This window comes from Streptomyces callyspongiae, assembly GCF_047200695.1.
Classification (GTDB): domain Bacteria; phylum Actinomycetota; class Actinomycetes; order Streptomycetales; family Streptomycetaceae; genus Streptomyces.
In genome coordinates, this window is the sequence record NZ_JBJZOM010000005.1 from 168,042 (window position 1) to 192,007 (window position 23,966).

The following is a 23,966-nucleotide window of genomic DNA, read 5'->3' on the forward strand; positions in this document are numbered from 1 at the left end:
GCCGGTGACCACCACGCTCAGAGCGGCCGGTCCGGAGGAGCGACCGTCACCCGGCGCGGCCGCCGGCGCCCGCTCGCGGACCTACGACATCCTCGACTCCGGGCGCCGATCGGGAGGCGTGCGGCTGTGGGCCGAGGGCCGCGGCGACTGCCGTGAAGGCGGCATCACCGACCTCGAGGTGGACGCGACGGACCGCCGCCGGGGCCGGGCGACGGTCGCCGTTCTCGTCGCGGAGGAGGTGCTGCGCGACTGGGGATGCCGCCGCGTCGGCATCCGCGTGCCGGACCGGGCCGCTCCTGCGCTGCGGTTGGCCCGCACCCTCGGGTACGTCGAGCACGCCCGCGAGGTCCGCAAGCCGCTCACGGCGCACGGTCCGGGTCTGCCGGCGGACTGCCGCCTCGTGCCGCAGGACGGGGGTGCCCCCGAGGAACCCGTCCCGTACGTGCTCCACCACCGGGGCACTGCCGTCGGAACGCTGCTGCTGTCACTCGAGGCACCGCCCCGGGTGGCCGATGCGGGCGCCTGGATCCACTCGGTAAGGGTCGGGGAGCAGTACCGCCGGCGCGGTCACGGCCGCGCGCTCCTGCTGGCGGCCGAGGAAGTGTGCCGGAAGGCGGGCCGCCTGGGGCTGGGGGCCGCCGTGCCGTGCCCGGCTGCCGAGGGCGGGGCCGACGACACCCAGGACGACGAGACCCCGTGGAACGCGCTCGGCTACCGGACCGTCGCCCGCCACCTGGACAAGTCTCTGGTGTGACGCCTCCGGCTCGGCCCGTCAGCTCCTGTTCAGCAGCCGGTCCGCGATCTCCTCGATCTGCTCGCGCAGCCCGTCCCGGCTCCTCCCGCCGTCCAGCCGCCTGCCGCCGATGAGGTAGGTGGGTGTACCGGTGACCCCGAGCGCACTCCCCTCCGCGTGGTCGGCGTCCACCGCCAGCAGGTGCCGGCCGTCCAGCAGCGCACTCTCCATCTCGTCGCGGTCCAGGCCCAGCCCGTCGGCGACCTCCAGCAGCAGCTCCTCGCCGCGGTCGTCCAGCTCGCCACTGCGTTCCAGTACCGCTTCCACGTACGCGTCGCCGCGTCCCTGGACAAAGGCCTCCTCCGCCGCCTGCGCCGCGGCGTAGGCATGCCGGTGCTTCTCCAGCGGGAAGTGCCGGAAGCGGATCTCCAGGGCGTCCCCGTACCGTTCGCGCAGCGCACGAAGGTCGGCCTGAGCCCGGTGGCAGTCGGGGCACTGGAGCTCGCACCACACATCGAGTGCGGGGGCGGGGGATCCGGAGGCGGGAGAGGTGTTCATGGTCGGACAGTCTCGCACCCGCTCCCCGGAGGGCGGACCCGGACATCTCCCTGAGATCCGACGCGGCGACGGCCGCAGGCATGGCCGCACGGCCCCGCGGCGAGGCACGATGGAGACATGCTCTCCACGACCGTGTGCGCCGCTCTCTCCGCAGCCGGACTGGCCGTCGCCCTGCTGACCGCCTTCCGGCGACGGTTCGTCGCGGCGACGCGCGTCGCCGCCTTCGCGCTGCTCCCGATCGGGCTCGCCCTGGCCGGGCTGATCTCTCTCGCCGCCGATGTCGGACGGGCCGTCGCCCGGTGGGCGGCGGACCTCGTCCTCGATCCCGTCGTCTGGACCGGGTTCGCGCTGCTCGCCGTCGCCGTCGTGCTGTACGTCGCGGCCCGGGTGGCTGCCGGCCGTCGCTCCGCCGCGGTGACCGGTGAGGGCTCGCCGGAAGGTGCCGGGAACGCCGTCGCCGCGGGCCGGGACCGCCGTGAGGTGGCTCGAGCGTCGAAGGACGGCGCCGGCGGCCGTTCCGGGGCATCCACCGGCGGCGACGACTTCTCCGACGTCGAAGCGATCCTGAAGAAGCACGGGATCTGACGAACACCGGATGCTCACGGGCGTGTTGTACGCCCGCGGCTGGTGGGGGTGCGCGATCATCGGCGCGCCATGCATCGCGATCCCCAGCCCCCGCCCGGCGACGCTGGCGACCCTCCCTCCGGGAGTCTGCCCGACGCGCCGGCCGATGCGCGAGGCTGCCTGTTCGCGCTCTCGCAGCCACCGCTGATGCTCTTCCTCGCCGTCGTCGGAGCCCTCATCGGTCTCTGCGGCGCCCACGATCTGTTCCTGCTGTGAGCGGCGTCGGAGCGCCCGTCACCCGTGGGAGTCCGCGGATTCCCGCTGCCGGGCGCGGTACGCGGCCACGTGCAGCCGGTTGCCGCAGGTCCGGCTGTCGCAGTAACGGCGTGAGCGGTTGCGGGAGAGGTCGATGAAGGCGCGACGGCAGTCCGGCGCCTCGCAACGGCGCAGTCTCTCCTGCTCGCCCGCAACCACGAGGAAGGCCAGCGCCATTCCGCCGTCGGCCGCCAGATGGTCGGCGACGGAGGCTCCGGGGGCGAAGTAGTGCACGTGCCAGTCGTAGCCGTCGTGGTCGGTGAGCTGTGGTGTGGTGCCGGCGCCGGCGACCAGCGCGTTGATCAGTTCCGCCGCGCTCCGTGCGTCATCGGCGGCGAAGATCCGCGCCACGCGGTCGCGGACCTGCCGGACGGCCGTGAGGTCGCGCTCGCCGAGGGCCCCGACGTCGCTCACCCGGTTGCGCTCGACGTAGGCGCGCAGATCGTCCACCGAGAGCAGACCGTCGGGGGAGTCGCCCTCGGGCGCCGTGTTCAGCAGGTCGACGATGTCGTCGAGTGCGCACCGGGTGTCGTGATTGATCTGCACCGTCGCTCCTGGCGTTCAGCGGTTCCGATGCCGCACGAGCCTAGCGTCTCGTGCGCGCACGGTGGTGCCGTCACCACATCGGGCTGTGGTGACGGCACCACCGTGCGCGAGCAGCCCACCGGCCACCGCAAGCCGTCGCCCCGAGTCGGACGGTCGCGGTGGACCGGAGGGAGTCTCAGCTCTCCGCGAGAATGTGCGAGAGCTCGGTGTCCAGATCGAAGTGGCGGTGCTCCGTACCGGGTGGTACGGCGGCGTCGGTTCGTTTGAGGAAGGACTCGAGCGCCCGGGCAGGCGCTTCGAGCAGGGCTTCTCCCTCCGGAGAGCTGAGGGCGATGCAGACGACTCCCTGACCGTGGCTGCGGGACGGCCAGACACGGACGTCGCCGGTGCCCGTGGGGCGGTGGAGGCCCTCGGCGAGGAGGTCGCGGGCGAACACCCACTCGACGGTCTCCTCGGCACCGGTGTGGAAGGTGGCGTGCACCGCATACGGGTCCGCCGTGTCGTACCGCAGGCCCGCGGGTACAGGCAGTGATGACTCGCTCGATACAACGAGGCGCAGGTGCAGCTCGCAGCTGACCGTGGTGTTCATAAGCGCCAGGGCCTTTCGCTCAGTGTGCGCTCGGGGATTCGCACGTCGGCGCAATCGAGATGCCACTTACCGGACGGTTGTAAACCCCTCTGACTGATTTGTAAGGCTTCAAGTCGTTCGCGTGGCCCATCGCGATTTTTTTCGTACGGCCATGCGAGTGATGGGTGTCGGATCCACTCCGCGGTGGTGGTTTGTGTGCGGGTCTGCGGGGTACGGCGTTGCTCCGCTTCGCCCGGTGGCCCCACGTGCGGCGTGCCGGGGAGGGCGCACGGGTGCCGTGCGACGCGGGCCCCCGGTCGCACGTGGTCATTAGCACCCCCTGACATGCGGTAATGTGGGCGCCGCACCCGGGCGATTAGCTCAGCGGGAGAGCGCTTCGTTCACACCGAAGAGGTCACTGGTTCGAACCCAGTATCGCCCACCGTGTACTGCCGAGTGGTGGGAAACGGACGTTTTCCTGCCGCTCGGCTTCGCTGTTCCCGGAGAGGCGGCCATGTGCGCGACGCTGCGCGGTTTCCGCTTCCGCAGCGCCTGGCGCCGGCTGCCCGCATCGCCGGAGCGTGTGTACGCGGCACTGGAGACCGTCGAGGACTACCCCCGCTGGTGGCCGCAGATCCGTGAGGTTTCCGGCGCCGACCCGAATTCCGCGCGTGTGCGCCTCCGCTCGGTACTGCCGCTGGAATACCGGATCACGCTCAGGAGCCGTCGCCGGGATCCGCGGGCGGGGCTGCTCGCCGTCGACATGGACGGGGACCTCTCCGGTTGGATCACCTGCGAGGTCCGTGCCGGAGCGGCCGGCGGCAGTGAGGTCCACTTCGAGCAGTACACCGACGTCACGCGCCCGCTCCTCGGGCTCCTCGCGGTGGTGGCGAGGCCACTGCTGCGCGCGAACCACGCGCTGATGATGCGCGCCGGCCGGCGTGGACTGTGCGCCAGGCTCCGGAGTTTGGACGACGAGTGAGCCGCACTGTATGGTTCTGCTCGTGCCGGACGCCGGGGAATTCCCGGGCCGCACCCGGGCGATTAGCTCAGCGGGAGAGCGCTTCGTTCACACCGAAGAGGTCACTGGTTCGAACCCAGTATCGCCCACCGACCGTCGCAGGCCGGTCCGTGTTCTCACGGACCGGCCTGTCGCGTGTGCGGGCCGCGTGAATGCCTTTGGCGGGACACCCGCCGCGCTCGGTACGATTCCCGCGGTGGCCGGGATCGAGCCCGCCACCGTCGACCTCGACCTGCAGGAGAGACCGGTGACAGACGTCCGTGTGATCATCCAACGCGATTCCGAGCGGGAAGAACGCGTGGTGACCACGGGCACCACGGCCGCCGCTCTCTTCGAGGGCGACCGTTCCGTCGTCGCCGCCCGGGTCGCCGGAGAACTGCGCGACCTCGACCGCCCGCTCGCGGAGGGCGACGAGGTCGAGCCCGTCCTGATCTCCGAGCCCGACGGGCTGGACATCCTGCGGCACTCCACCGCGCACGTCATGGCACAGGCGGTGCAGGAGCTCTTCCCCGAGGCGAAGCTCGGCATCGGCCCGCCCATCAAGGACGGCTTCTACTACGACTTCGACGTCGAGCAGCCCTTCCACCCGGACGATCTCAAGCGCATCGAGAAGAAGATGCAGGAGATCGTCAAGCGCGGCCAGCGCTTCTCCCGCCGCGTGACCACCGACGAGGACGCCCGTGAGGAACTCGCCGACGAGCCGTACAAGCTGGAGCTCATCGGTCTGAAGGGAGACGCGGGAGAGGCAGCGGAGGGTGCCTCCGCCGAGGTGGGCGGCGGTGAGCTCACCATCTACGACAACCTCGACGCCAGGACGGGCGAACTGTGCTGGAAGGACCTCTGCCGCGGTCCGCACCTGCCGACCACCCGGCTCGTCCCGGCCTTCAAGCTCATGCGCAGCGCCGCCGCCTACTGGCGTGGCAGCGAGAAGAACAAGCAGCTCCAGCGGATCTACGGAACCGCCTGGCCGACCAAGGACGCCCTCAAGGCGCATCTGGAGTTCCTGGCGGAGGCGGAGAAGCGCGACCACCGACGGCTCGGCACCGAACTCGACCTCTTCTCCATTCCCGAGGAGATCGGTTCCGGCCTCGCCGTCTTCCACCCCAAGGGCGGGATCGTCCGCCGCGTCATGGAGGACTACTCCCGCCGGCGTCACGAGGAGGCGGACTACGAGTTCGTCTACACGCCGCACGCCACCAAGGCGGCACTCTTCGAGAAGTCGGGACACCTGGACTGGTACGCGGACGGCATGTACCCGCCCATGCAGCTCGACGAGGGCCAGGACTACTACCTGAAGCCCATGAACTGCCCGATGCACCACCTCGTGTTCGATGCACGGGGGCGCTCGTATCGCGAACTCCCCCTGCGGCTGTTCGAGTTCGGCACGGTCTACCGCTACGAGAAGTCGGGTGTCGTCCACGGGCTCACACGCGCCCGCGGGTTCACCCAGGACGACTCGCACATCTACTGCACCCGGGAGCAGATGGCGGCCGAGCTGGACAGCCTGCTCACCTTCGTGCTGAACCTGTTGCGCGACTACGGTCTGGACGACTTCTACCTGGAACTGTCCACCAGGGATCCGGAGAAGTCCGTCGGCACCGACGAGGTGTGGGAGGAGTCCACCGAGGCGCTCCGTCAGGCGGCCGAGAAGCAGGGCCTGGAGCTGGTGATGGACCCGGGCGGCGCCGCCTTCTACGGGCCCAAGATCTCGGTTCAGGCCAAGGACGCGATCGGCCGCACCTGGCAGATGTCCACCATCCAGGTCGACTTCAACATGCCCGAGCGGTTCGACCTGCACTACACCGCCGCCGACGGCTCGCGGCAGCGCCCCGTCGTGATCCACCGGGCCCTGTTCGGCTCGATCGAGCGGTTCTTCGCGGTGCTGCTGGAGCACTACGCCGGAGCCTTCCCCGCCTGGCTCGCCCCGGTCCAGGCCACCGGAATCCCGGTGGGCGACGCTCACGTGCCCTACCTGCAGGACTTCGCCGCCGAGGCGAAGAAGCGCGGGCTGCGCGTCGAGGTCGACTCCTCCTCCGACCGGATGCAGAAGAAGATCCGCAATGCGCAGAAGGCCAAGGTGCCCTTCATGATCATCGTCGGTGACGACGACATGAACGCGGGCACCGTCAGCTTCCGCTATCGCGACGGATCCCAGAAGAACGGTGTCGGCCGGGCCGAGGCGCTCGACGAGCTGCAGGAAGCCGTCGAGCGGCACGCCTGACCGCCGGAGCGGGCGCGAGGGACCCCGGAAGCACCGCCGGGGCCCCTCGCCATATGCTGGCCGGTATGAGCAGCGAGCAGCCGGAGCAGCAGATCGGGGTCGGCGAGCCGGACGCGTTCCAGCGCATGTGGACGCCGCACCGCATGGCCTACATCCAGGGGGAGAACAAACCCAGCGGCCCGGGCTCGGGCGACGGCTGCCCCTTCTGCTCGATCCCCGGAAAGAGCGACGAGGACGGGCTGGTCGTCGCGCGGGGAGAGCGGGTCTACGCGGTACTCAACCTCTACCCCTACAACGGCGGTCACCTGATGACCGTCCCCTACCGCCACGTGGCCGACTACACCGAGCTCGACCGCCCCGAGACCCTCGAGCTCGGAGAGTTCACACAGCGCGCGATGACGACCCTGCGGAGCGTTTCCGGCGCACACGGCTTCAACATCGGCATGAACCAGGGATCCGTCGCCGGGGCGGGCATCGCCGGCCATCTGCACCAGCACCTGGTGCCCCGGTGGGGCGGTGACACCAACTTCATGCCGGTTGTGGGCCACACCCGCATCCTTCCGCAGCTCCTCGCGGACACCCGGGCACTGCTCGCCGAGGCGTGGCCGGGCGACTGAGGTGCCGCCCGCCCCGGTGCCCGTCCGGTGGCCCACACCGTCCGGGTACCGGAGAGTCTCAGGCGTCGTAGACGTCGGCGTGCTGGGGCTCGACCTCCTGCACCAGGTTGCTCAGCACGTCGGAGCGGGTCCCGAACTGCTTGGTGACGCAGCCCTTCTCCTCCAGCAGCCGGATGGTGGCGCCGTGCACCACGCGCAGCACCGGCGTTGCGGCGCGCAGCGCGTCGTCGGCCATGAACCGGTGCCTCCAGGGCTTGTCGGCCCAGGCGTGCCGCAGCCCGAAGGGCTCCGGCAGCGTCAGTTTCCCCCCGAGGAAGTCCAGGAGCGGCGGATACCAGGTGAACGGCGCTCTCACCGTGAGGCGCACCACCTCCGGAGTCTCCACCAACGGGAGCGTGACCTCCTTGGTCTCCCAGAAGCGCATGCTCTTGGAGACTTCCTTGGTCTTCGCCTTCGGCTTGGTGGTGAACAGCGGATGCACCGGCCCCAGGGCATGACCGGTCACCTCGATGCGCAGCGTGTGGTGGAGCATGGTGACGGTGATCAGCATGGTGATCACCAACTGCCCGTCCCAGAGGACGAACTGCACGCCCAGGTAGTGGCGGTCACCGCTGCCGAACTGCTGCTGGTCGCAGATGCGCTGCACCTCGAAGTCCTTGATGCGGAAGCCTTCGACCTCCTGGCCCTCGCGGCGCTCGACCTCCTTGGCGCCCTCACCGATCGGGGAGACGATCCAGTGGCGGATCTGCGGGGCGGGGAACCCCCCGGTGTGCATCGGGGTGCGCTCGAGCATCCGCAACTGGTCCTGGATGGCCCGTACGACGTCCCAACTGCGGAAGGGATCGATGTCCTTCCCGGGCTCCGCCGGACGCAGCTCCTCGGCCAGCTGCCAACTGCCCCAGCGGGTGCCCATGCCCAGAATGCCCTTGGGCCCGGCGTAGTAGACCAGGTTGCTCGCCTGCTCGGAGTTCAGCTTCCGCAGACTGGCACGGATGCGTTCCGCGGCGGCGTCCCCGGGATCGCGGGGCACGGCCTCCGGGACCTTGGCACCGACCCCGCCACCGGTGAGGAGCCCTTGCCAGCGGGACCGCAGATCCTTGGCGTACTGCTCGCAGATCCGCTTGGCCCACAGCCAGCCCACCACCGGGGCCACCAGCATCAGCCGCAGGTACACCGCCAGGAAGCCGTCCACCGGGAGGCGGACGAGGAGGACCACTCCGAGGACGCCCAGCGCGGCCAGGGCCGCCATGCCGAAGCTCCCCACGCGCTTGTTCTGCGCGCCGGCCAGCGAACGGCGCAGCTGGAAGCCGAGGAGCCACAGCAGCACTCCGGGAAGGAAGAGGAGCCCGAAGACGACCATCACCACTGTCAGCCGGGTGTCCCGCTCCTTGCGGATCCGGTTGGCCGCCAGACAGTGCTCCACCACCACGGCCGGTTCGCTGCCGAACGACTGGATCACGGCCTTCCGGGCGCCGCCCAGCAGCCGCGACTGCACGGCGCGGGAGAACGCCTCGCCCAGGTTGGGCTCGAAGAGCGTGAGTCTCGGTTCCTTGACCTTCGCGTCGCCGTTCGCCTGCAACAGGTCGGTCACCGGCCCGTCGCGGTACGCGGCGGACGCCAGGGCGTGCGTGGCAGCCGTACCGCCGGCCGCTCCGGAGATCGGCACCTCCGCGCCCGGCGAGAAGTCGTAGCCCGTCGCCCCGGTGCTCTCGCTGCGGTCCTCGAACCCCGCCACCGTGCCCCCACTGTGCCGTGTCTGTGAAGTGTGCGGACCGCAGCGTTCTTCCCCGCCGCCGTTCCGCGCACACCTGATGTTCGGTCAGTTCACAGCGTAGAGCGTCCCGCCGACGACAGGGGCGGAAGCGACGCGGTCACCGGGGCGTCTTCTGCTCCTCGCGCACCCGCTCGGCCACCTGCGGCGGCATCGGCTCGTGGCGGACGTAGGAACGGGTGAACCGTCCGGTGCCGTGCGAGAACGAGCGCAGCTCCACCGCGTAGCGGCCGATCTCGATCTCCGGTGCCTCCGCCTGCACCAGGGTGTGCCCTCCGGGGATCTGCTCGGTGCCGACAACCCTTCCGCGTCGGCCCGACAGGTCGCTCATGACCTGTCCGACGTACTCGTCCGCGACCACCACGCGCAGTTCCGCCACCGGCTCCAGCAGATGGATGCGGGCGTCCGCGGCAGCCTCCCGCAACGCCAGCGCCCCGGCCGTCTGGAAGGCCGCGTCGGAGGAGTCGACCGAGTGCGCCTTGCCGTCCCGCAGCGTCACCCGCACGTCCACCAGCGGGTATCCGGCGGACACCCCGCGCGCGGCCTGTGCCCGTACGCCCTTCTCGACGGAGGAGATGTACTGCCGCGGCACCGCCCCGCCGACGACCTCGTCGACGAACTCGACACCGGAACCGCCCTCCAGCGGTTCCACGCTGATCTCGCACACCGCGAACTGGCCGTGCCCTCCGGACTGCTTCACGTGGCGGCCGCGGCCGTCCGCCGGGGTCGCGAACGTCTCCCGCAGCGCCACCCGGTGCGGCACGGTGTCCACCGAGACGCCGTACCGGGTGCGGAGTCGCTCCAGCGCCACGTCCCGATGGGCCTCTCCGAGGCACCACAGGACGACCTGGCGGGTGTCGGGGTTCTGCTCCAACCGCATCGTGGGGTCCTCCGCCGCCAGGCGCGCCAGCCCCTGCGAGAGCTTGTCCTCGTCGGGCTTGCTGCGCGCTCGCACCGCCACCGGCAGAAGGGGGTCGGGCATGACCCAGGGCTCCATCAGCAGGGGGTCCGCCTTGTCGGAGAGCGTGTCGCCCGTCTCGGCCCGTCCGAGCTTCGCGACGCAGGCGAGATCCCCGGCGATGGCGTGGCTCAGGCCCCGCTGCTGCTTGCCGAACGGAGCGGAGAGCGCCCCCACCCGCTCGTCGACGTCGTGGTCCTCGTGCCCACGGTCCTCCAGACCGTGACCCGACACGTGGACCGTCTCGTCCGGGCGGAGCGTCCCGGAGAACACCCGCACCAGGGACAGCCGACCGACGTAGGGGTCCGAGGTGGTCTTGACGACCTCGGCGGCCAGCGGCCCCGCGGGGTCGCAGGAGAGCGGCGGCCGGGGCGCACCTCCGGGCGTGCTCACAGCGGGTGCGGGTCGTTCCCCGGGCGTCGGGAACCCTCCCGTGACCAGCTCCAGCAGCTCGACCGTGCCCAGGCCCGTACGGGCACCCTCGGCGGCGGGCGCCGCGGCCAGAACGGGGTGGAACGTGCCGCGCGCCACGGCTTTCTCGAGGTCGGCGACGAGCGTGGGGAGCGGGATGCTCCCGCCGGCCAGATAGCGGTCCATGAGGGTCTCGTCCTCGCTCTCGGCGATGATGCCCTCGATCAGCCTGGCCCGGGCGTCCTCGATCAGCGGCAGGTGCTCCGGGTCGGGATCGGCCTCACGGCGCTCCCCGGTCGAGTAGTCCGCGATGCGCTGCGACAGCAGCCCGATGAGTCCGGCCACCGGTGCGTGCCCCTCCCGTGTCTCCTCGCCGTGGAGCGGCAGATACAGCGGAAGCACCGCGTCCGGGTCGTCGGCCCCGAAGACCCGACGGCACACCTCGACCATCTCCGAGAAATCCGCACGGGCGGCGTCCAGATGGGTGACGACGATCGCCCGGGGCATGCCCACGCCCGCGCACTCCTCCCACACCATGCGGGTCGCGCCGTCGACGCCGTCCGCGGCCGACACCACGAAGAGGGCGGCGTCCGCCGCGCGCAGACCCGCCCTGAGCTCCCCGACGAAGTCGGCGTACCCGGGAGTGTCGAGCAGGTTGACGCGGACGCCGTTCCACTCGACGGGCACCAGCGAGAGCTGCACGGACCGCTGCTGCCGGTGCTCGATCTCGTCGTGGTCGGAGACGCTGCTCCCGTCCTCGACCCGGCCCGGACGGGTGACGGCGCCCGTGGCCTGCGCGAGCGCCTCCACGAGCGTGGTCTTGCCCGCGCCGGTGTGGCCGACCAGCACCACGTTCCGCAGGGAGGAGGGTTGGTCGGCCGCCGGTGCCCTGCCGGCGGACCCGGGGTGGGTGCTTGCCCTGTCGCCCATGTGTCCCGCCTTCCGGCCGGCGCCTGCCGGCCCGCCTCGTCCCGTCCGGGACGCGAGAATGTGCGGAATCTCAGCTTTCCACCGGTATCGGTGCGCGTCCATACGTCGCGACGTCCCCCGGTGCCCCTCGGAGGGAGTCGGGCGCTGGCTACGATGGCCCCCCGGGGGCTCCACGGCCGCCGGTCAGGCATCGAACACTCGGGAAGGCCATGCTGAACAAGTACGCGCGTGCGTTCTTCACGCGTGTCCTCACGCCGTTCGCCGCACTGCTGATCCGCCTCCGGGTGAGTCCCGACGCGGTCACTCTCGTCGGAACCGCGGGGGTCGTGGTGGGGGCGCTGGCCTTCTATCCGCGCGGCGCGTTCTTCTGGGGAACGGTCGTGATCACGCTCTTCGTCTTCTCCGACCTGGTCGACGGCAACATGGCCCGCCAACTGGGGCGTTCCAGTCGATGGGGGGCCTTCCTGGACTCCACCCTCGACCGGGTCGCCGACGCGGCGATCTTCGGGGGACTGACGCTGTGGTACGCCGGAAACGGCGACGACCCGACCCTGTGCGCGGTGAGTCTGTTCTGCCTCGCGAGCGGGCAGGTCGTCTCCTACACCAAGGCCCGCGGAGAGAGCATCGGCCTCCCCGTGCGCGTCAACGGGCTGGTCGAGCGCGCCGAGCGGCTGGTGGTGTCCCTGGTCGCCGCGGGCCTGGCCGGACTGCACGACTTCGGGGTCCCCTACATCGAGTGGCTGCTGCCCGTCGCACTGTGGCTCGTCGCCGTCGGATCCGCCGTCACCCTGGGGCAGCGTGTGGTGACCGTGCGGCGGGAAGCCGCCGAGGCGGACGAGGCGGACCAGGTGCCGCCGCAGGAGAGCGGGGCGTGATGGGCGCGTTCGACGGCCGGGTCACCGACCTGCTCTACGGCGCCGGCTGGGCCGGTGTGAAGCGCCTGCCGGAACCCGCGGCGCGCAGACTGGGCCGCGGTATCGCCGACTCGGCATGGCGCCGCAGAGGGAAGGGTGTGCTCCAGCTGGAGCGCAATCTCGCCCGCGTCGTCCCCGAGGCGTCCCCCTCCCGCCTGGAGGAGCTGTCGCGGGCCGGGATGCAGTCCTATCTCCGGTACTGGATGGAGTCCTTCCGGCTGCCCGCCTGGTCGCAGGAACGCGTCCGCAACGGGTTCGCCCCCGACGGCGTCCACCATCTCACCGACGGGATCGCCTCCGACCGGGGAGTGATCCTCGCACTGCCCCACCTCGCCAACTGGGACCTGGCGGGTGCCTGGGTGACGACCCATCTGCGGACGCCCTTCACGACGGTCGCCGAGCGGCTGCGGCCCCGGTCCCTCTACGATCGTTTCGTCGCCTACCGCGAGAGCCTGGGCATGGAGGTCCTCGCGCACCAGGGCGCCGAGGCGTTCGGCACCCTGGCCCGACGGCTGCGCGCAGGCGGCCTGGTCTGCCTGGTGGCCGACCGCGACCTCTCCGCCTCCGGTCTCGAGGTGGAGTTCTTCGGCGAGCAGGCCCGGATGCCCGCGGGACCGGCCGTGCTCGCACTGCAGACCGGCGCCCTGCTGCTGCCCGTCACTCTCTGGTACGACGACACGCCCGTCATGCGAGGTCGTGTCCACCCGCCGTTGGAACCGCCGGAGTCGGGAACGCGTCGCGACAAGGCGCTGGCGATGACGCAGGCCATGGCCGACGCGTTCGCCGAGGGCATCGCGGCCCACCCGGAGGACTGGCACATGCTGCAGCGCCTGTGGTCCCGCGACCTGGACCACCGTCCGGCAGCGGGCAGCGGGGGCGCAGCGTGAGGATCGGCATCGTCTGCCCCTACTCCTGGGACGTGCCGGGAGGGGTCCAGTTCCACGTCCGGGACCTGGCGGAACACCTGCTGCGGCGAGGACACCGGGTGTCTGTCCTCGCGCCCTCGGACGACGAGACGGCGCTGCCGCCCTACGTGGTCTCCGCGGGCCGGGCCGTCCCGGTCCCCTACAACGGCTCGGTCGCCCGGCTGAACTTCGGTTTCCTCTCCGCGGCCCGGGTGCGCCGCTGGGTCAACGACGGCGACTTCGACGTCCTCCACATCCACGAGCCGGCCACCCCGTCGCTGGCGCTGCTGACGTGCTGGGCCGCGCAGGGCCCCATCGTGGCGACCTTCCACACCTCCAACACGCGATCCCGCGCCATGATCGCCGCCTATCCCATTCTCCAGCCGGCCCTGGAGAAGATCAGCGCCCGCATCGCCGTCAGTGAGTACGCCCGCCGCACCCTGGTGGAACACCTCGGAGGGGACGCGGTCGTCATCCCCAACGGTGTCGAGGTGGACTTCTTCGCCGACGCCGAGCCTCGCCCCGAGTGGCAGGGCGGCACGATCGGCTTCATCGGGCGCATCGACGAGCCCCGCAAGGGACTGCCGCTGCTGATGCGGGCCTTCCCCCGCATCGCGGCCCGGGTGCCGGCCGCGCGGCTGCTCATCGCGGGGCGTGGGGACACGGGCGAGGCCCTCGCCGAACTGCCGGCCGAGCTGCACGAGCGGGTGGAGTTCCTCGGCATGGTCAGCGACGAGGAGAAGGCACGGCTGCTCCGCAGTGTCGACCTGTACGTCGCGCCCAACACCGGCGGTGAGTCCTTCGGCATCATCCTGGTGGAGGCCATGTCGTCGTCGGCACCCGTGCTCGCCGCCGACCTGGACGCCTTCGCCCAGGTGCTGGACGACGGCCGGGCCGGCGAGCTCTTCCCCACCGGCGATCCGGACGCCCTCGCCGAACGTGCCGTGGCGCTGCTGGGCGACGAGGAGCGCCTGACGGAACTGCGCGAGCGCGGCGGACGCCATGTGCGGCGTTTCGACTGGGCGACGGTGGGCGCCGACGTTCTCGCGGTGTACGAGACCGTGGCCGACGGTGCCGCCGCGGTCGCGCCCGACGAACGGACCGGGCTCCGCACCCGCTTCGGAATGGCGAGGGACTGAGGACGATGCCTGCGGTGACCACTGTGCTCTGGAGCGTCCTCGGCCTGGCGTTGGTCGGCGTCTACCTGAGCTGGACCGCTGGCCGGCTCGACCGTCTGCACGCCCGGATCGACGCCGCGCGGTCGGCGCTGGACGCGCAACTGCTCCGGCGGGCCTCCGTGGCCCAGGAGCTCGCGACCTCCGGGCTGCTCGACCCGGCCGCCTCCATGGTCCTCCACCAGGCCGCGCACGACGCCCGGCAGGCGCAGGAGGACCACCGCGAGGTCGCGGAGAGCGAGCTGAGCCAGGCACTGCGGGCCGTCTTCGCCGACCACGCGCAGGTGGACGAGGTCCGCGCCGCCCCCGGCGGGGAGGAGGCGACCGCGGAGCTGGCCGCCGCGGTGCGCAGGGTCCCCATGGCGCGGAGGTTCCACAACGACGCCGTACGCGCGGCACGGGCGCTGCGCCGCCACCGGGCGGTCCGATGGTTGCGGCTGGCCGGCCACGCACCGTTCCCTCTGGCCTTCGAGATGGACGACGAGCCGCCGGAGGCGCTCTCCGCGCGGGGCCCGGCACGGGGGGCGTGACCAGGACGGAGATGCGCGGCACAGGCCACCGTCTCGGATTGGCTCTTTCCCGTCCGTCGTGCTTTCGGGGAGCGTGTCGGAAGCGGCCTACCATGGCCGTGTCGTCTTTCCCGTCGAGTGAGGTCACACCGTGTCGAGCACGCCTTCCGCCACGTCCGAGTCCGCCGCCGGCCCGTCCTCCGAGACCGGCACCGCCCGCGTCAAGCGCGGCATGGCCGAGCAGCTCAAGGGCGGCGTGATCATGGATGTCGTCACGCCCGAGCAGGCGAAGATCGCCGAGGACGCCGGAGCCGTCGCCGTGATGGCGCTGGAGCGCGTTCCCGCCGACATCCGCAAGGACGGCGGCGTGGCCCGCATGTCCGACCCGGACATGATCGAGGGCATCATCGATGCCGTCTCCATCCCGGTGATGGCGAAGTCCCGCATCGGGCACGTCGTCGAGGCGCAGGTGCTTCAGGCGCTCGGGGTCGACTACATCGACGAGTCCGAGGTTCTCACTCCGGCGGACGAGGTCAACCACAGCGACAAGTTCGCCTTCACGACGCCCTTCGTCTGCGGCGCCACCAACCTCGGGGAGGCGCTGCGCCGCATTGCCGAGGGCGCGGCCATGGTCCGTTCCAAGGGCGAGGCCGGCACGGGCAACGTGGTCGAGGCCGTCCGCCACATGCGTCAGATCCGCGGCGAGATCGGCCGGCTGAGGGCGCTGGACCACAACGAGCTGTACGCGGCTGCCAAGGAGCTCCGCGCCCCGTACGAGCTCGTCAAGGAGGTCGCGGGCCTCGGCAAGCTCCCGGTGGTGCTGTTCTCGGCGGGCGGCGTCGCCACCCCGGCCGATGCCGCACTGATGAGGCAGCTCGGTGCCGAGGGTGTCTTCGTCGGCTCCGGCATCTTCAAGTCGGGGGACCCGGCCAAGCGCGCGGCCGCGATCGTGAAGGCCACCACCTTCTACGACGACCCGAAGATCATCGCGGACGCCTCCCGCGGCCTGGGCGAGGCCATGGTCGGCATCAACTGCGACACTCTGCCCGAGGCCGAGCGGTACGCGTCCCGCGGCTGGTGACACCCGTCCCCGTACGGCGGTCCCGGTGGACCGGGACCGCCGTACCGACATGCATTCGATGAGGTGACCCTTGAGCAATCACGCCGATCCCGTGATCGGGGTCCTCGCACTCCAGGGCGACGTGCGGGAGCACCTCGCCGCCCTCGCCGGTGCGGGCGCCAGGGCGCTCCCGGTGCGGCGCCCCGAGGAACTGTCGGAAGTCCAGGCTCTGGTGATCCCCGGCGGGGAGTCCACCACCATGTCGAAGCTGACCCACGTCTTCGGGCTGATGGAACCGCTCCGTGCCCGGGTCCGTGACGGGATGCCCGCCTACGGGTCCTGCGCCGGTATGATCATGCTGGCCGACAAGATCCTCGACCCGCGCTCCGGCCAGGAGACCGTCGGGGGGCTCGACATGATCGTGCGCCGGAACGCCTTCGGCCGTCAGAACGAGTCGTTCGAGGCGGCCCTGGACGTCCGCGGGATCGAGGGCGGTCCGGTGGAGGGCGTGTTCATCCGGGCCCCCTGGGTGGAGTCCACGGGGGCCGGAGTCGAGGTGCTCGCGACCTACGACGGCCACCCCGTCGCAGTGCGCCAGGAGAACCTGCTGGCCACGTCGTTCCATCCCGAACTGACCGGCGACCACCGGGTGCACGAGGCGTTCACCGCTCTGGTGCGGGACGCGGTGTGACCGCGGGGCGTTAGGATCGCCGCAGCGTTAGTAGTCGCAGACTGTGAAGGAGCGAGGCTGTGTCCGGCCACTCTAAGTGGGCAACCACCAAGCACAAGAAGGCCGTGATCGATGCCAAGCGCGGCAAGCTCTTCGCGAAGCTGATCAAGAACATCGAGGTCGCTGCGCGGATGGGAGGTGCCGATCCGGAGGGCAATCCCACCCTCTTCGACGCCATCCAGAAGGCGAAGAAGCAGTCCGTTCCCAACAAGAACATCGACAGCGCGGTCAAGCGCGGTGCCGGGCTCGAGGCCGGCGGCGCCGAGTACGAGACCATCATGTACGAGGGGTACGGGCCCAACGGCATCGCCGTGCTCATCGAGTGCCTCACCGACAACCGCAACCGTGCCGCCTCGGACGTCCGTGTCGCGATGACGCGCAACGGTGGATCGATGGCGGACCCGGGGTCCGTGTCCTACCTGTTCAACCGCAAGGGCGTCGTGATCGTCCGCAAGGGCGAGCTCTCCGAGGACGACGTGCTCGCCGCTGTGCTGGACGCGGGTGCCGAAGAGGTCAACGATCTGGGCGAGAACTTCGAGGTCATCAGCGAGGCGACCGACCTCGTCGCGGTGCGCACGGCGCTGGTGGACGCCGGCATCGACTACGAGTCGGCCGACAACAGCTTCCTGCCCAGCGTCCAGGTCGAGCTCGACGAAGAAGGCGCACGCAAGATCTTCAAGTTGATCGAGGCGCTCGAGGACAGCGACGACGTGCAGAACGTCTTCGCCAACTACGACGTCGACGACGCCACGCTGGAGAAGGTCGGCTGAGACCGACCGGTTCCTCCTGCTCCCGCGCGGCCCGGCCGGGTTGTCGGTCCGGCCCGATAGCCTCGGTAGCCTGCTGCAACGGGCGGTCGGCCGACGGGAGAAGGGGAGACACAGGTGCGTGTGCTGGGGGTGGATCCGGGGTTGACCCGATGCGGCCTCGGTGTGGTCGAGGGCGGGCCGGGCCGACCTCTGCGGATGGCGGCGGTCGGCGTGGTGCGCACCTCGGCCGCCGAGGACACCGCCCGGCGCCTGCTGGCGGTGGAACGTGGCCTGGAGGAGTGGCTCGAGGAGCACCGGCCCGACACCGTCGCGGTGGAGCGCGTCTTCAGCCAGCACAACGTCAGCACGGTCATGGGCACCGCACAGGCGAGTGCCGTGGCGATGCTGTGCGCGGCCCGCCGCGGGCTGCCGGTCGCCCTCCACACACCGAGTGAGGTCAAGGCGGCGGTCACTGGTACCGGCCGCGCCGGCAAGGCGCAGGTCGGGGCCATGGTGACGCGTCTGCTCAGGCTCGAGGCACCTCCGAAGCCGGCCGACGCGGCCGATGCCCTCGCCCTGGCGATCTGCCACATCTGGCGGGCGCCCGCGCTGAACCGTCTGCAGCAGGCCCATGCCGCCGCGCGGGGAACCGGCCCACGTGCCTCCCGTGCCACACCGAAAGGCCGCTACGCATGATCGCCTTCGTCTCCGGGCCCGTGGCGGCCGTCGCGCCGGACTCCGCGGTGATCGAGGTCGGCGGGGTCGGCATGTCCGTCCAGTGCACACCGGACACCCTCTCCGGCCTGCGGCAGGGCGATCGGGCCCGTCTGGCGACCTCCCTGGTCGTGCGGGAGGACTCCCTCACGCTCTACGGATTCGTCGACGACGACGAACGGCAGGTCTTCGAGCTTCTGCAGACCGCCAGCGGTGTCGGCCCGCGACTCGCCCAGGCCATGCTCGCGGTGCACCGGCCCGACGCGCTCCGCACCGCTGTGGCGGCGGGCGACGAGAAGGCCCTCACCGCGGTCCCCGGCATCGGGAAGAAGGGTGCGCAGAAGCTCCTGCTGGAGCTGAAGGACCGGCTCGGCGAACCGCGCGGCGGCACGGGGGCTCCCTCGGCGTCCCGCGCCGCGGCCGGCCCGCCGTCGTGGGGCGAGCAGTTGCACGACGCCCTGGTCGGTCTCGGCTACGCCGCCCGCGAGGCCGAGGAGGCCGTCGAGGCGGTACGGCCGCAGGCGGAGGAGGCCGCTGCCACGAGCGGCCCTCCTGCCGTCCCGCAGCTGTTGCGGCTCGCCCTGCAGAGCCTGAACCGGGCCCGCTGACATGGCGGCGGACGGGCCCACGACCACCGAACCCGATTCCGAGGCAGAGACCATGAACCGGTACGACGCCGAGCCCGGTGCCGCGGGCGCCGAATCCGATGCACGGGTGGTCGGGCCCGAGGCGGACGACGACGATTCGGCGGTGGAGGCCGCGCTCCGCCCCGGGAGGCTGGCCGAATTCGTGGGCCAGCCGAAGGTGCGCGAGCAGCTCGACCTGATGTTGCGGGCCGCGCGGGCGCGGGGGGCGGCAGCCGACCACGTGCTGCTGTCTGGCGCGCCGGGTCTGGGCAAGACCACGCTGTCGATGATCATCGCGTCGGAGATGGATGCCCCCATCCGGGTGACGTCCGGCCCTGCGATCCAGCACGCGGGCGACCTCGCGGCCGTGCTGTCCTCTCTCCAGGAGGGCGAAGTGCTCTTCCTGGACGAGATCCACCGGATGTCCCGGCCGGCGGAGGAGATGCTCTACATGGCCATGGAGGACTTCCGGGTCGACGTCATCGTCGGCAAGGGGCCCGGTGCCACGGCGATCCCTCTGGAGCTCCCCCCGTTCACCCTGGTCGGGGCCACCACCCGCGCGGGACTGCTGCCGCCTCCGCTCCGCGACCGGTTCGGCTTCACCGCGCACATGGAGTTCTACGACCCGGCCGAGTTGGAACAGGTCGTGCACCGCTCCGCCCGGCTGCTCGACGTGGACACCGACCCGGAAGGGGCGGCCGAGATCGCCGGCAGGTCCCGCGGCACACCGCGGATCGCCAACCGGTTGCTGCGCCGGGTCCGGGACTACGCCCAGGTCAGGGCGGACGGAGCGGTCACGCGCGAGGTGGCCGCACGGGCGCTGGAGGTCTACGAGGTCGACCAGCGGGGCCTGGACCGACTCGACCGGGCCGTGCTCGGCGCGCTGCTGAAGTTGTTCGGCGGAGGGCCGGTGGGGCTGTCGACCCTGTCGGTCGCCGTCGGTGAGGAACGCGAGACGGTGGAGGAGGTCGCCGAGCCCTTCCTGGTCCGCGAGGGGTTGCTGGCACGGACGCCGCGGGGGCGCGTGGCCACCCCTGCGGCCTGGGAGCATCTCGGGCTGGTGCCGCCGGGGAACGCGCCCGGGAGCACCGGGCAGCCGGGCCTCTTCCAAGCGTGACCGTAGTGTGATGGGGTGCATGGTCGCCCCGGCCGGAACCCCAGTGCCATGCTTGACGTTGTTCCATCGGCGACAGCTCGCCTAGACTCCGCCGACGCCGCCCTTGACAGGGTGGTGTGACCACCCCGCATATCAGGCCGCTCACAGGCGGTCGTGAGAAGGACTATCCGCCGTGAGTATCGTCACACTCCTTCCCTTCATCGTGCTCATCGGGGCCATGTTCCTGATGACCCGTTCCGCGAAGAAGAAGCAGCAGCAGGCCGCCGCGATGCGCGACCGTATGGAGCCCGGCACGGGCGTCCGGACCATCGGCGGCATGTACGCCACCGTCAAGGAGGTCCACGAGGACACCGTCCTCCTCGAGGTCGCCCCCGGCCTGCACTCTCTCTTCGCCAAGAACGCGGTCGGCGCCGTTCTGGAGGCCGAGGAGTACGACCGGATCGTGAACGGTGAGTCCGAGGTCTTCAAGGACTCCGAGGCACCGGTCGTGCCCGACGACGCCTCCGAGCTCACCGCGGCGGAGGAGGCGGAGGCCGGCGACGGCAAGCCCGACCTCACCAAGGACTCCGACGCCACCGTGGACGAAGGCCCGGAGGGCGACGCCGAGCGGGGCGACACCGGCTCCAAGTAGTCCCCGATCCGTCCGGGGGCCGGACCGCGTGCGGTCCGGCCCCCGGACGCTCGGGTGTTCCCAGACCACTTCGCGCTGCGCGCGGGCGCACCGGCCACCACCGGGCCTGCGCGGGCGGCTGGACAGGAGAGACGACAAGGTGGCAGCACCGAAAAAGGGCCGCAGGTCCCCGGGCGCCCAGGGAAAGCCGGGACGGGCCCTGACCGTCCTGCTGATCGCCATGGTGGCGCTGACCGGCGGCATGTTCCTCGCCGGCACCACGACTCCCCGGCTGGGCATCGACCTGGCCGGCGGCACCAGCATCACCCTCACGGCGAAGGAGCAGCCCGGCGCCCAGAACGCCATCAACCCGACGAGCATGAAAACCGCCGTCGGCATCATCGAGCGGCGTGTGAACGGCCTCGGCGTCTCCGAGGCGGAAGTGCAGACCCAGGGCGGCAAGAACATCGTCGTCAACATCCCCGAGGGCACCAACGAGAAGCAGGCGCGGAACCAGGTCGGCACCACGGCCAAGCTGAACTTCCGCCCCGTCCTCACCCTCGCGCCGGTCGCGCCGTCGAAGAAGAACAAGCAGTCACCGTCGCCCTCGCCGGGCGACAGCAAGCAGAGTGACGGCACGAAGCCGGGCGCGGAGGGGAAGTCCGGCGGGAAGGCCGACACCGGCTCGACGTCCGACACGCAGGGGCGTGCGGTGACCGACGGCCTCAAGGCGGACCCGTCCGGTTCACCCAGCCCCAGCCCCAGCCCGTCCGGCTCGGCGGCACCCGAGCCGACCCCGAACGTGCCGGACCCGGCCGCGGCGGTCCCTGCCGGCCTGGCCGACAAGCTCAAGAAGCTGGACTGCTCCACCAAGGCCGCCCGCGCGGAGGCGGGCCGCATCGCGGCCCGCACCGGGCCCGACGACCCCGTCGTCGCCTGCGACACCCAGCGGCCGTACAAGTACGCCCTCGGCGCCGTGGCGGTGAAGGGCGAGAACGTCGACGACGCGAACGCGGTCTTCGACAGCCAGCGCGGCCAGGGCTGGATCGTCAACATGTCCTTCGACAACAAGGGCAGCGACGCGTTCGCCGATATCACCGGCAAGCTGTCCCGCAAGCAGCAGCCGCAGAACCAGTTCGCGATCGTGCTGGACGGCGAGGTCGTCTCCGCACCGAGCGTCCGCGAGCGACTGGCGGGCGATGCCCAGATCTCGGGCAGCTTCACCCAGAAGTCGGCCGAGAACCTGGCCAACATCCTCTCCTACGGCGCCCTGCCGCTGACCTTCGTGGAGAGCAACGTCACCACCATCTCGCCGACGCTCGGAGCCGACCAGCTGCAGGCGGGGCTCATCGCCGGTGCGATCGGCCTGGCGCTCGTCGTGGCCTACCTGATCTTCTACTACCGCCTGCTCGGCTTCGTCGCGATCGGCAGCCTGGTGGCGGCGGCGATCCTCACGTACACGATCATGACCCTGCTGGGGCCGGCCATCGGGTTCGCCCTGAGCCTCCCGGCGGTCTGCGGGGCCATCGTGGCCATCGGCATCACCGCCGACTCGTTCATCGTCTACTTCGAACGGGTCCGTGACGAGATCCGGGAGGGACGCGGCATCCGCTCCGCCATCACCCGGGCCTGGCCCCACGCGCGGCGGACCATCGTCGTCTCCGACGTGGTCTCCGTGCTGGCCGCGGTCGTGCTCTTCGCCGTCTCCGTCGGCTCCGTGCAGGGCTTCGCCTTCGTCCTCGGCCTCACCACGGCCGTCGACGTCGCGGTCGTGTTCCTGCTGACCAAGCCGCTCATGGTGATCCTCGGCAACCGGAAGTACTTCGCACAGGGAGGCTCCTGGTCCGGTCTGGATCCCAAGAGGCTGGGCGTGTCGCCGCCGCACCGCGGCCGCGGGCGCCGCCGGACCACCACTTCCGCCGAACCGAAGGAGGCCTGAGATGTCCAGGCTGGGCAACCTCGGCGCCAAGCTGTACCGGGGCGAAACCGCGTACGACTTCATCGGCCGACGCAAGCTGTGGTACCTGGTCACCCTGACACTCGTGGTCATCTCTCTCACGGGCCTCGGCGTCCGGGGGCTGACCATGGGCATCGACTTCCAGGGCGGAGCGGTCTTCACCACCCCCTCCACCTCGATGTCCGAGCAGCAGGCGCGGGAGATCGCCGAGGACACCTCGGGCCGCGGGGCCGACGTCCAGCGTCTCGGCAGCGGAGCGCTGCGGGTGCAGGTCACCGGCCTCGACACCCAGGAGTCCGGCAAGACACGTGAGGCGCTCGCCGACGAACTCGGCGTCCGTACCCAGAGCGTCAACGCCGACCTGGTCGGTCCCAGCTGGGGCGAGCAGGTCACCGACCAGGCGATCAAGGGAATCCTCATCTTCCTGGCGCTGGTCACGCTCTATCTCGCCGTCGCCTTCGAGTGGCGCATGGCCGTCGGAGCCCTCGTCGCCCTGGTCCACGACCTCGTGGTGACGGTGGGCGTCTACGCCATCGTCGGCTTCGAGGTGACCCCGGGGACCGTCGTCGGCGTGCTGACCATCCTGGGCTACTCGCTCTACGACACGGTGGTCGTCTTCGACAAGGTCAAGGAGCGGACGAAGAACCTCACCAAGCAGGACCGCTACACCTACCCCGAGCTGGCCAACCTCGGGATCAACGCGACCGTGGTCCGGTCCGTGAACACCTCCATCGTCGCCCTGCTCCCCGTCACCGCACTGCTCTTCATCGGAAGCGGACTGCTCGGCGGCGGAACGCTGAAGGACATCTCGCTCTCGCTGTTCGTCGGCCTGGCGGCAGGAACCTTCTCCTCCATCGTGCTCGCCACCCCGGTGGCCACCGAGCTCAAGATGCGGGAGCCCGCGACCCGCGAGCACGACCGGCGCATCCGTGCCCGCCGCGCCCGCGCCGACTCCCGGCAGGAGGACGGCGAGGACGGCTCGCCCGCCGTGGGCGGCAGTCCGGGCTCGCCCGCACGGGGCGGCCGCGCCGACAGTGTCGCTGCCCCCGCGGGCGGTCCCCGCACCACCGGCGGTGGCGCCGGTGCCGCACCGGGCCGCGGGAGGTGAGCGGGATGATCGAGGTGTCCCAGCAGGAGCTCCTGCTGAGCCGGATCCGCGACGTGGCCGACTACCCCCAGCCCGGGGTGATGTTCAAGGACATCACCCCGCTGCTGGCCGACCCGGCGGCGTTCGGCGCGCTCACCGAGCTGCTCGCGGGGCTGTGCGACAAGCACGGCGCCACCAAGATCGTCGGTCTGGAGGCGCGCGGGTTCATCCTCGCCGCTCCGGCAGCGGTACGGGCCGGCGTGGGATTCGTCCCCGTGCGGAAGGCGGGAAAGCTGCCGGGAGCCACTCTCGGCCAGGCGTACGACCTCGAATACGGCAGTGCCGAGATCGAGGTGCACGCCGAGGACCTGTCCAGCGGGGACCGCGTCCTCGTCATCGACGACGTGCTGGCCACCGGCGGCACCGCCGAGGCCTCCCTGCAGCTCGTCCGCCGGGCGGGTGCCGAGGTCGCGGGCGTCGCGGTCCTGCTGGAACTGGGGTTCCTCCCCGGACGTGCCCGACTCGAGGCGGCCCTGGGAGGGGCTCCGCTGGAGGTCCTGGTCACCGTCTGAGCCGACACCTGCACCGGCTGCGGGCCGG

At 71.2% G+C, this 23,966-nt stretch carries 25 protein-coding genes and 2 tRNA genes; 22 read left to right on the forward strand and 5 right to left on the reverse strand.

Annotated elements, in window-relative coordinates; genetic code table 11:
* The first annotated feature begins 4 nt into the window (after nt 1-4).
* On the forward strand, nt 5-754 hold the full coding sequence (locus ACL06G_RS06420; protein WP_412835554.1) for a GNAT family N-acetyltransferase: 750 nt from the start codon (nt 5-7) through the stop codon (nt 752-754).
* A gap of 18 nt (nt 755-772) precedes the next feature.
* Here ACL06G_RS06420 and ACL06G_RS06425 read toward each other — a convergent pair whose 3' ends face one another.
* Complete coding sequence (locus tag ACL06G_RS06425; protein ID WP_412784263.1) at nt 773-1,291, reverse strand: DsbA family protein; 519 nt, start codon at nt 1,289-1,291, stop codon at nt 773-775.
* Nucleotides 1,292-1,408: 117 nt separating this feature from the next.
* Between ACL06G_RS06425 and ACL06G_RS06430 the strand changes: the two genes are divergently transcribed.
* Entirely contained in the window at nt 1,409-1,876 is a 468-nt protein-coding gene (locus tag ACL06G_RS06430) for a hypothetical protein (protein ID WP_412784264.1), read from the forward strand.
* Between the two features lie 69 nt (nt 1,877-1,945).
* Nucleotides 1,946-2,131, forward strand: coding sequence for a hypothetical protein (locus ACL06G_RS06435; RefSeq protein ID WP_412784265.1), 186 nt, complete (start codon nt 1,946-1,948; stop codon nt 2,129-2,131).
* A gap of 18 nt (nt 2,132-2,149) precedes the next feature.
* On the opposite strand, the gene ACL06G_RS06440 is transcribed toward ACL06G_RS06435, so the two are convergent.
* Both ACL06G_RS06440 and ACL06G_RS06445 read right to left on the reverse strand, forming a co-directional pair.
* A complete protein-coding gene (locus ACL06G_RS06440; protein WP_412784266.1) occupies nt 2,150-2,716 on the reverse strand; it encodes a CGNR zinc finger domain-containing protein in 567 nt (188 codons plus the stop codon).
* Between the two features lie 175 nt (nt 2,717-2,891).
* Nucleotides 2,892-3,305 carry an SsgA family sporulation/cell division regulator gene (locus tag ACL06G_RS06445; protein WP_003959770.1) on the reverse strand — a complete coding sequence of 138 codons (414 nt, stop codon included), beginning with the start codon at nt 3,303-3,305 and terminating at the stop codon, nt 2,892-2,894.
* A 349-nt stretch (nt 3,306-3,654) separates the two neighbouring features.
* Between ACL06G_RS06445 and ACL06G_RS06450 the strand changes: the two genes are divergently transcribed.
* The 5 genes from ACL06G_RS06450 (at nt 3,655) to ACL06G_RS06470 (ending at nt 7,143) form a co-directional block, all read left to right on the forward strand.
* Nucleotides 3,655-3,726: transfer RNA gene (locus ACL06G_RS06450), tRNA-Val, on the forward strand.
* Nucleotides 3,727-3,798: 72 nt separating this feature from the next.
* Entirely contained in the window at nt 3,799-4,266 is a 468-nt protein-coding gene (locus tag ACL06G_RS06455) for an SRPBCC family protein (protein ID WP_412784267.1), read from the forward strand.
* 56 nt (nt 4,267-4,322) lie between these two features.
* Nucleotides 4,323-4,394: transfer RNA gene (locus ACL06G_RS06460), tRNA-Val, on the forward strand.
* A gap of 107 nt (nt 4,395-4,501) precedes the next feature.
* Nucleotides 4,502-6,526, forward strand: coding sequence for a threonine--tRNA ligase (gene thrS / locus ACL06G_RS06465; protein WP_412784268.1), 2,025 nt, complete (start codon nt 4,502-4,504; stop codon nt 6,524-6,526).
* Nucleotides 6,527-6,579: 53 nt separating this feature from the next.
* Nucleotides 6,580-7,143, forward strand: coding sequence for an HIT family protein (locus ACL06G_RS06470; protein ID WP_412784269.1), 564 nt, complete (start codon nt 6,580-6,582; stop codon nt 7,141-7,143).
* 58 nt (nt 7,144-7,201) lie between these two features.
* Here ACL06G_RS06470 and ACL06G_RS06475 read toward each other — a convergent pair whose 3' ends face one another.
* A complete protein-coding gene (locus ACL06G_RS06475; protein WP_412784270.1) occupies nt 7,202-8,878 on the reverse strand; it encodes an AbeC-like domain-containing protein in 1,677 nt (558 codons plus the stop codon).
* Nucleotides 8,879-9,014: 136 nt separating this feature from the next.
* The gene (locus tag ACL06G_RS06480; RefSeq protein ID WP_412784271.1) at nt 9,015-11,213 is read right to left on the reverse strand and encodes an elongation factor G-like protein EF-G2; all 2,199 of its coding nucleotides are present in this window, start codon (nt 11,211-11,213) and stop codon (nt 9,015-9,017) included.
* 209 nt (nt 11,214-11,422) lie between these two features.
* Between ACL06G_RS06480 and pgsA the strand changes: the two genes are divergently transcribed.
* The 14 genes from pgsA (at nt 11,423) to ACL06G_RS06550 (ending at nt 23,938) form a co-directional block, all read left to right on the forward strand.
* Entirely contained in the window at nt 11,423-12,088 is a 666-nt protein-coding gene (gene pgsA / locus ACL06G_RS06485; protein WP_412784272.1) for a phosphatidylinositol phosphate synthase, read from the forward strand.
* On the forward strand, nt 12,088-13,014 hold the full coding sequence (locus ACL06G_RS06490) for a phosphatidylinositol mannoside acyltransferase (protein WP_412784273.1): 927 nt from the start codon (nt 12,088-12,090) through the stop codon (nt 13,012-13,014). The genes pgsA and ACL06G_RS06490 overlap by 1 nt, the downstream gene beginning before the upstream one ends.
* A complete protein-coding gene (locus tag ACL06G_RS06495) occupies nt 13,011-14,171 on the forward strand; it encodes a glycosyltransferase family 4 protein (protein ID WP_412835555.1) in 1,161 nt (386 codons plus the stop codon). Before ACL06G_RS06490 ends, ACL06G_RS06495 begins: the two co-directional genes overlap by 4 nt.
* Nucleotides 14,172-14,176: 5 nt before the next feature.
* Nucleotides 14,177-14,737 carry a hypothetical protein gene (locus ACL06G_RS06500; RefSeq protein WP_412784275.1) on the forward strand — a complete coding sequence of 187 codons (561 nt, stop codon included), beginning with the start codon at nt 14,177-14,179 and terminating at the stop codon, nt 14,735-14,737.
* Nucleotides 14,738-14,867: 130 nt separating this feature from the next.
* A complete protein-coding gene (pdxS, locus tag ACL06G_RS06505; protein ID WP_412784276.1) occupies nt 14,868-15,797 on the forward strand; it encodes a pyridoxal 5'-phosphate synthase lyase subunit PdxS in 930 nt (309 codons plus the stop codon).
* A 70-nt stretch (nt 15,798-15,867) separates the two neighbouring features.
* Nucleotides 15,868-16,467, forward strand: a complete 600-nt coding sequence (pdxT, locus tag ACL06G_RS06510; protein ID WP_412784277.1) for a pyridoxal 5'-phosphate synthase glutaminase subunit PdxT — start codon at nt 15,868-15,870, stop codon at nt 16,465-16,467.
* A gap of 59 nt (nt 16,468-16,526) precedes the next feature.
* Nucleotides 16,527-17,276, forward strand: coding sequence for a YebC/PmpR family DNA-binding transcriptional regulator (locus ACL06G_RS06515; RefSeq protein WP_412784278.1), 750 nt, complete (start codon nt 16,527-16,529; stop codon nt 17,274-17,276).
* A gap of 114 nt (nt 17,277-17,390) precedes the next feature.
* A complete protein-coding gene (gene ruvC / locus ACL06G_RS06520; RefSeq protein WP_412784279.1) occupies nt 17,391-17,951 on the forward strand; it encodes a crossover junction endodeoxyribonuclease RuvC in 561 nt (186 codons plus the stop codon).
* Nucleotides 17,948-18,577 (forward strand): Holliday junction branch migration protein RuvA, encoded by a 630-nt coding sequence (gene ruvA, locus ACL06G_RS06525; RefSeq protein WP_412784280.1) that lies wholly within the window; start codon nt 17,948-17,950, stop codon nt 18,575-18,577. The genes ruvC and ruvA overlap by 4 nt, the downstream gene beginning before the upstream one ends.
* Nucleotides 18,578-18,629: 52 nt before the next feature.
* A complete protein-coding gene (ruvB, locus tag ACL06G_RS06530) occupies nt 18,630-19,712 on the forward strand; it encodes a Holliday junction branch migration DNA helicase RuvB (RefSeq protein ID WP_412784281.1) in 1,083 nt (360 codons plus the stop codon).
* Nucleotides 19,713-19,884: 172 nt separating this feature from the next.
* Nucleotides 19,885-20,343 (forward strand): preprotein translocase subunit YajC, encoded by a 459-nt coding sequence (yajC, locus tag ACL06G_RS06535; protein ID WP_412784282.1) that lies wholly within the window; start codon nt 19,885-19,887, stop codon nt 20,341-20,343.
* 139 nt (nt 20,344-20,482) lie between these two features.
* A complete protein-coding gene (gene secD, locus ACL06G_RS06540; RefSeq protein WP_412835556.1) occupies nt 20,483-22,261 on the forward strand; it encodes a protein translocase subunit SecD in 1,779 nt (592 codons plus the stop codon).
* Nucleotide 22,262: 1 nt separating this feature from the next.
* Nucleotides 22,263-23,387 (forward strand): protein translocase subunit SecF, encoded by a 1,125-nt coding sequence (gene secF, locus ACL06G_RS06545; RefSeq protein WP_412835557.1) that lies wholly within the window; start codon nt 22,263-22,265, stop codon nt 23,385-23,387.
* A gap of 5 nt (nt 23,388-23,392) precedes the next feature.
* The gene (locus ACL06G_RS06550) at nt 23,393-23,938 is read left to right on the forward strand and encodes an adenine phosphoribosyltransferase (RefSeq protein ID WP_412784285.1); all 546 of its coding nucleotides are present in this window, start codon (nt 23,393-23,395) and stop codon (nt 23,936-23,938) included.
* Nucleotides 23,939-23,966: the final 28 nt, after the last annotated feature.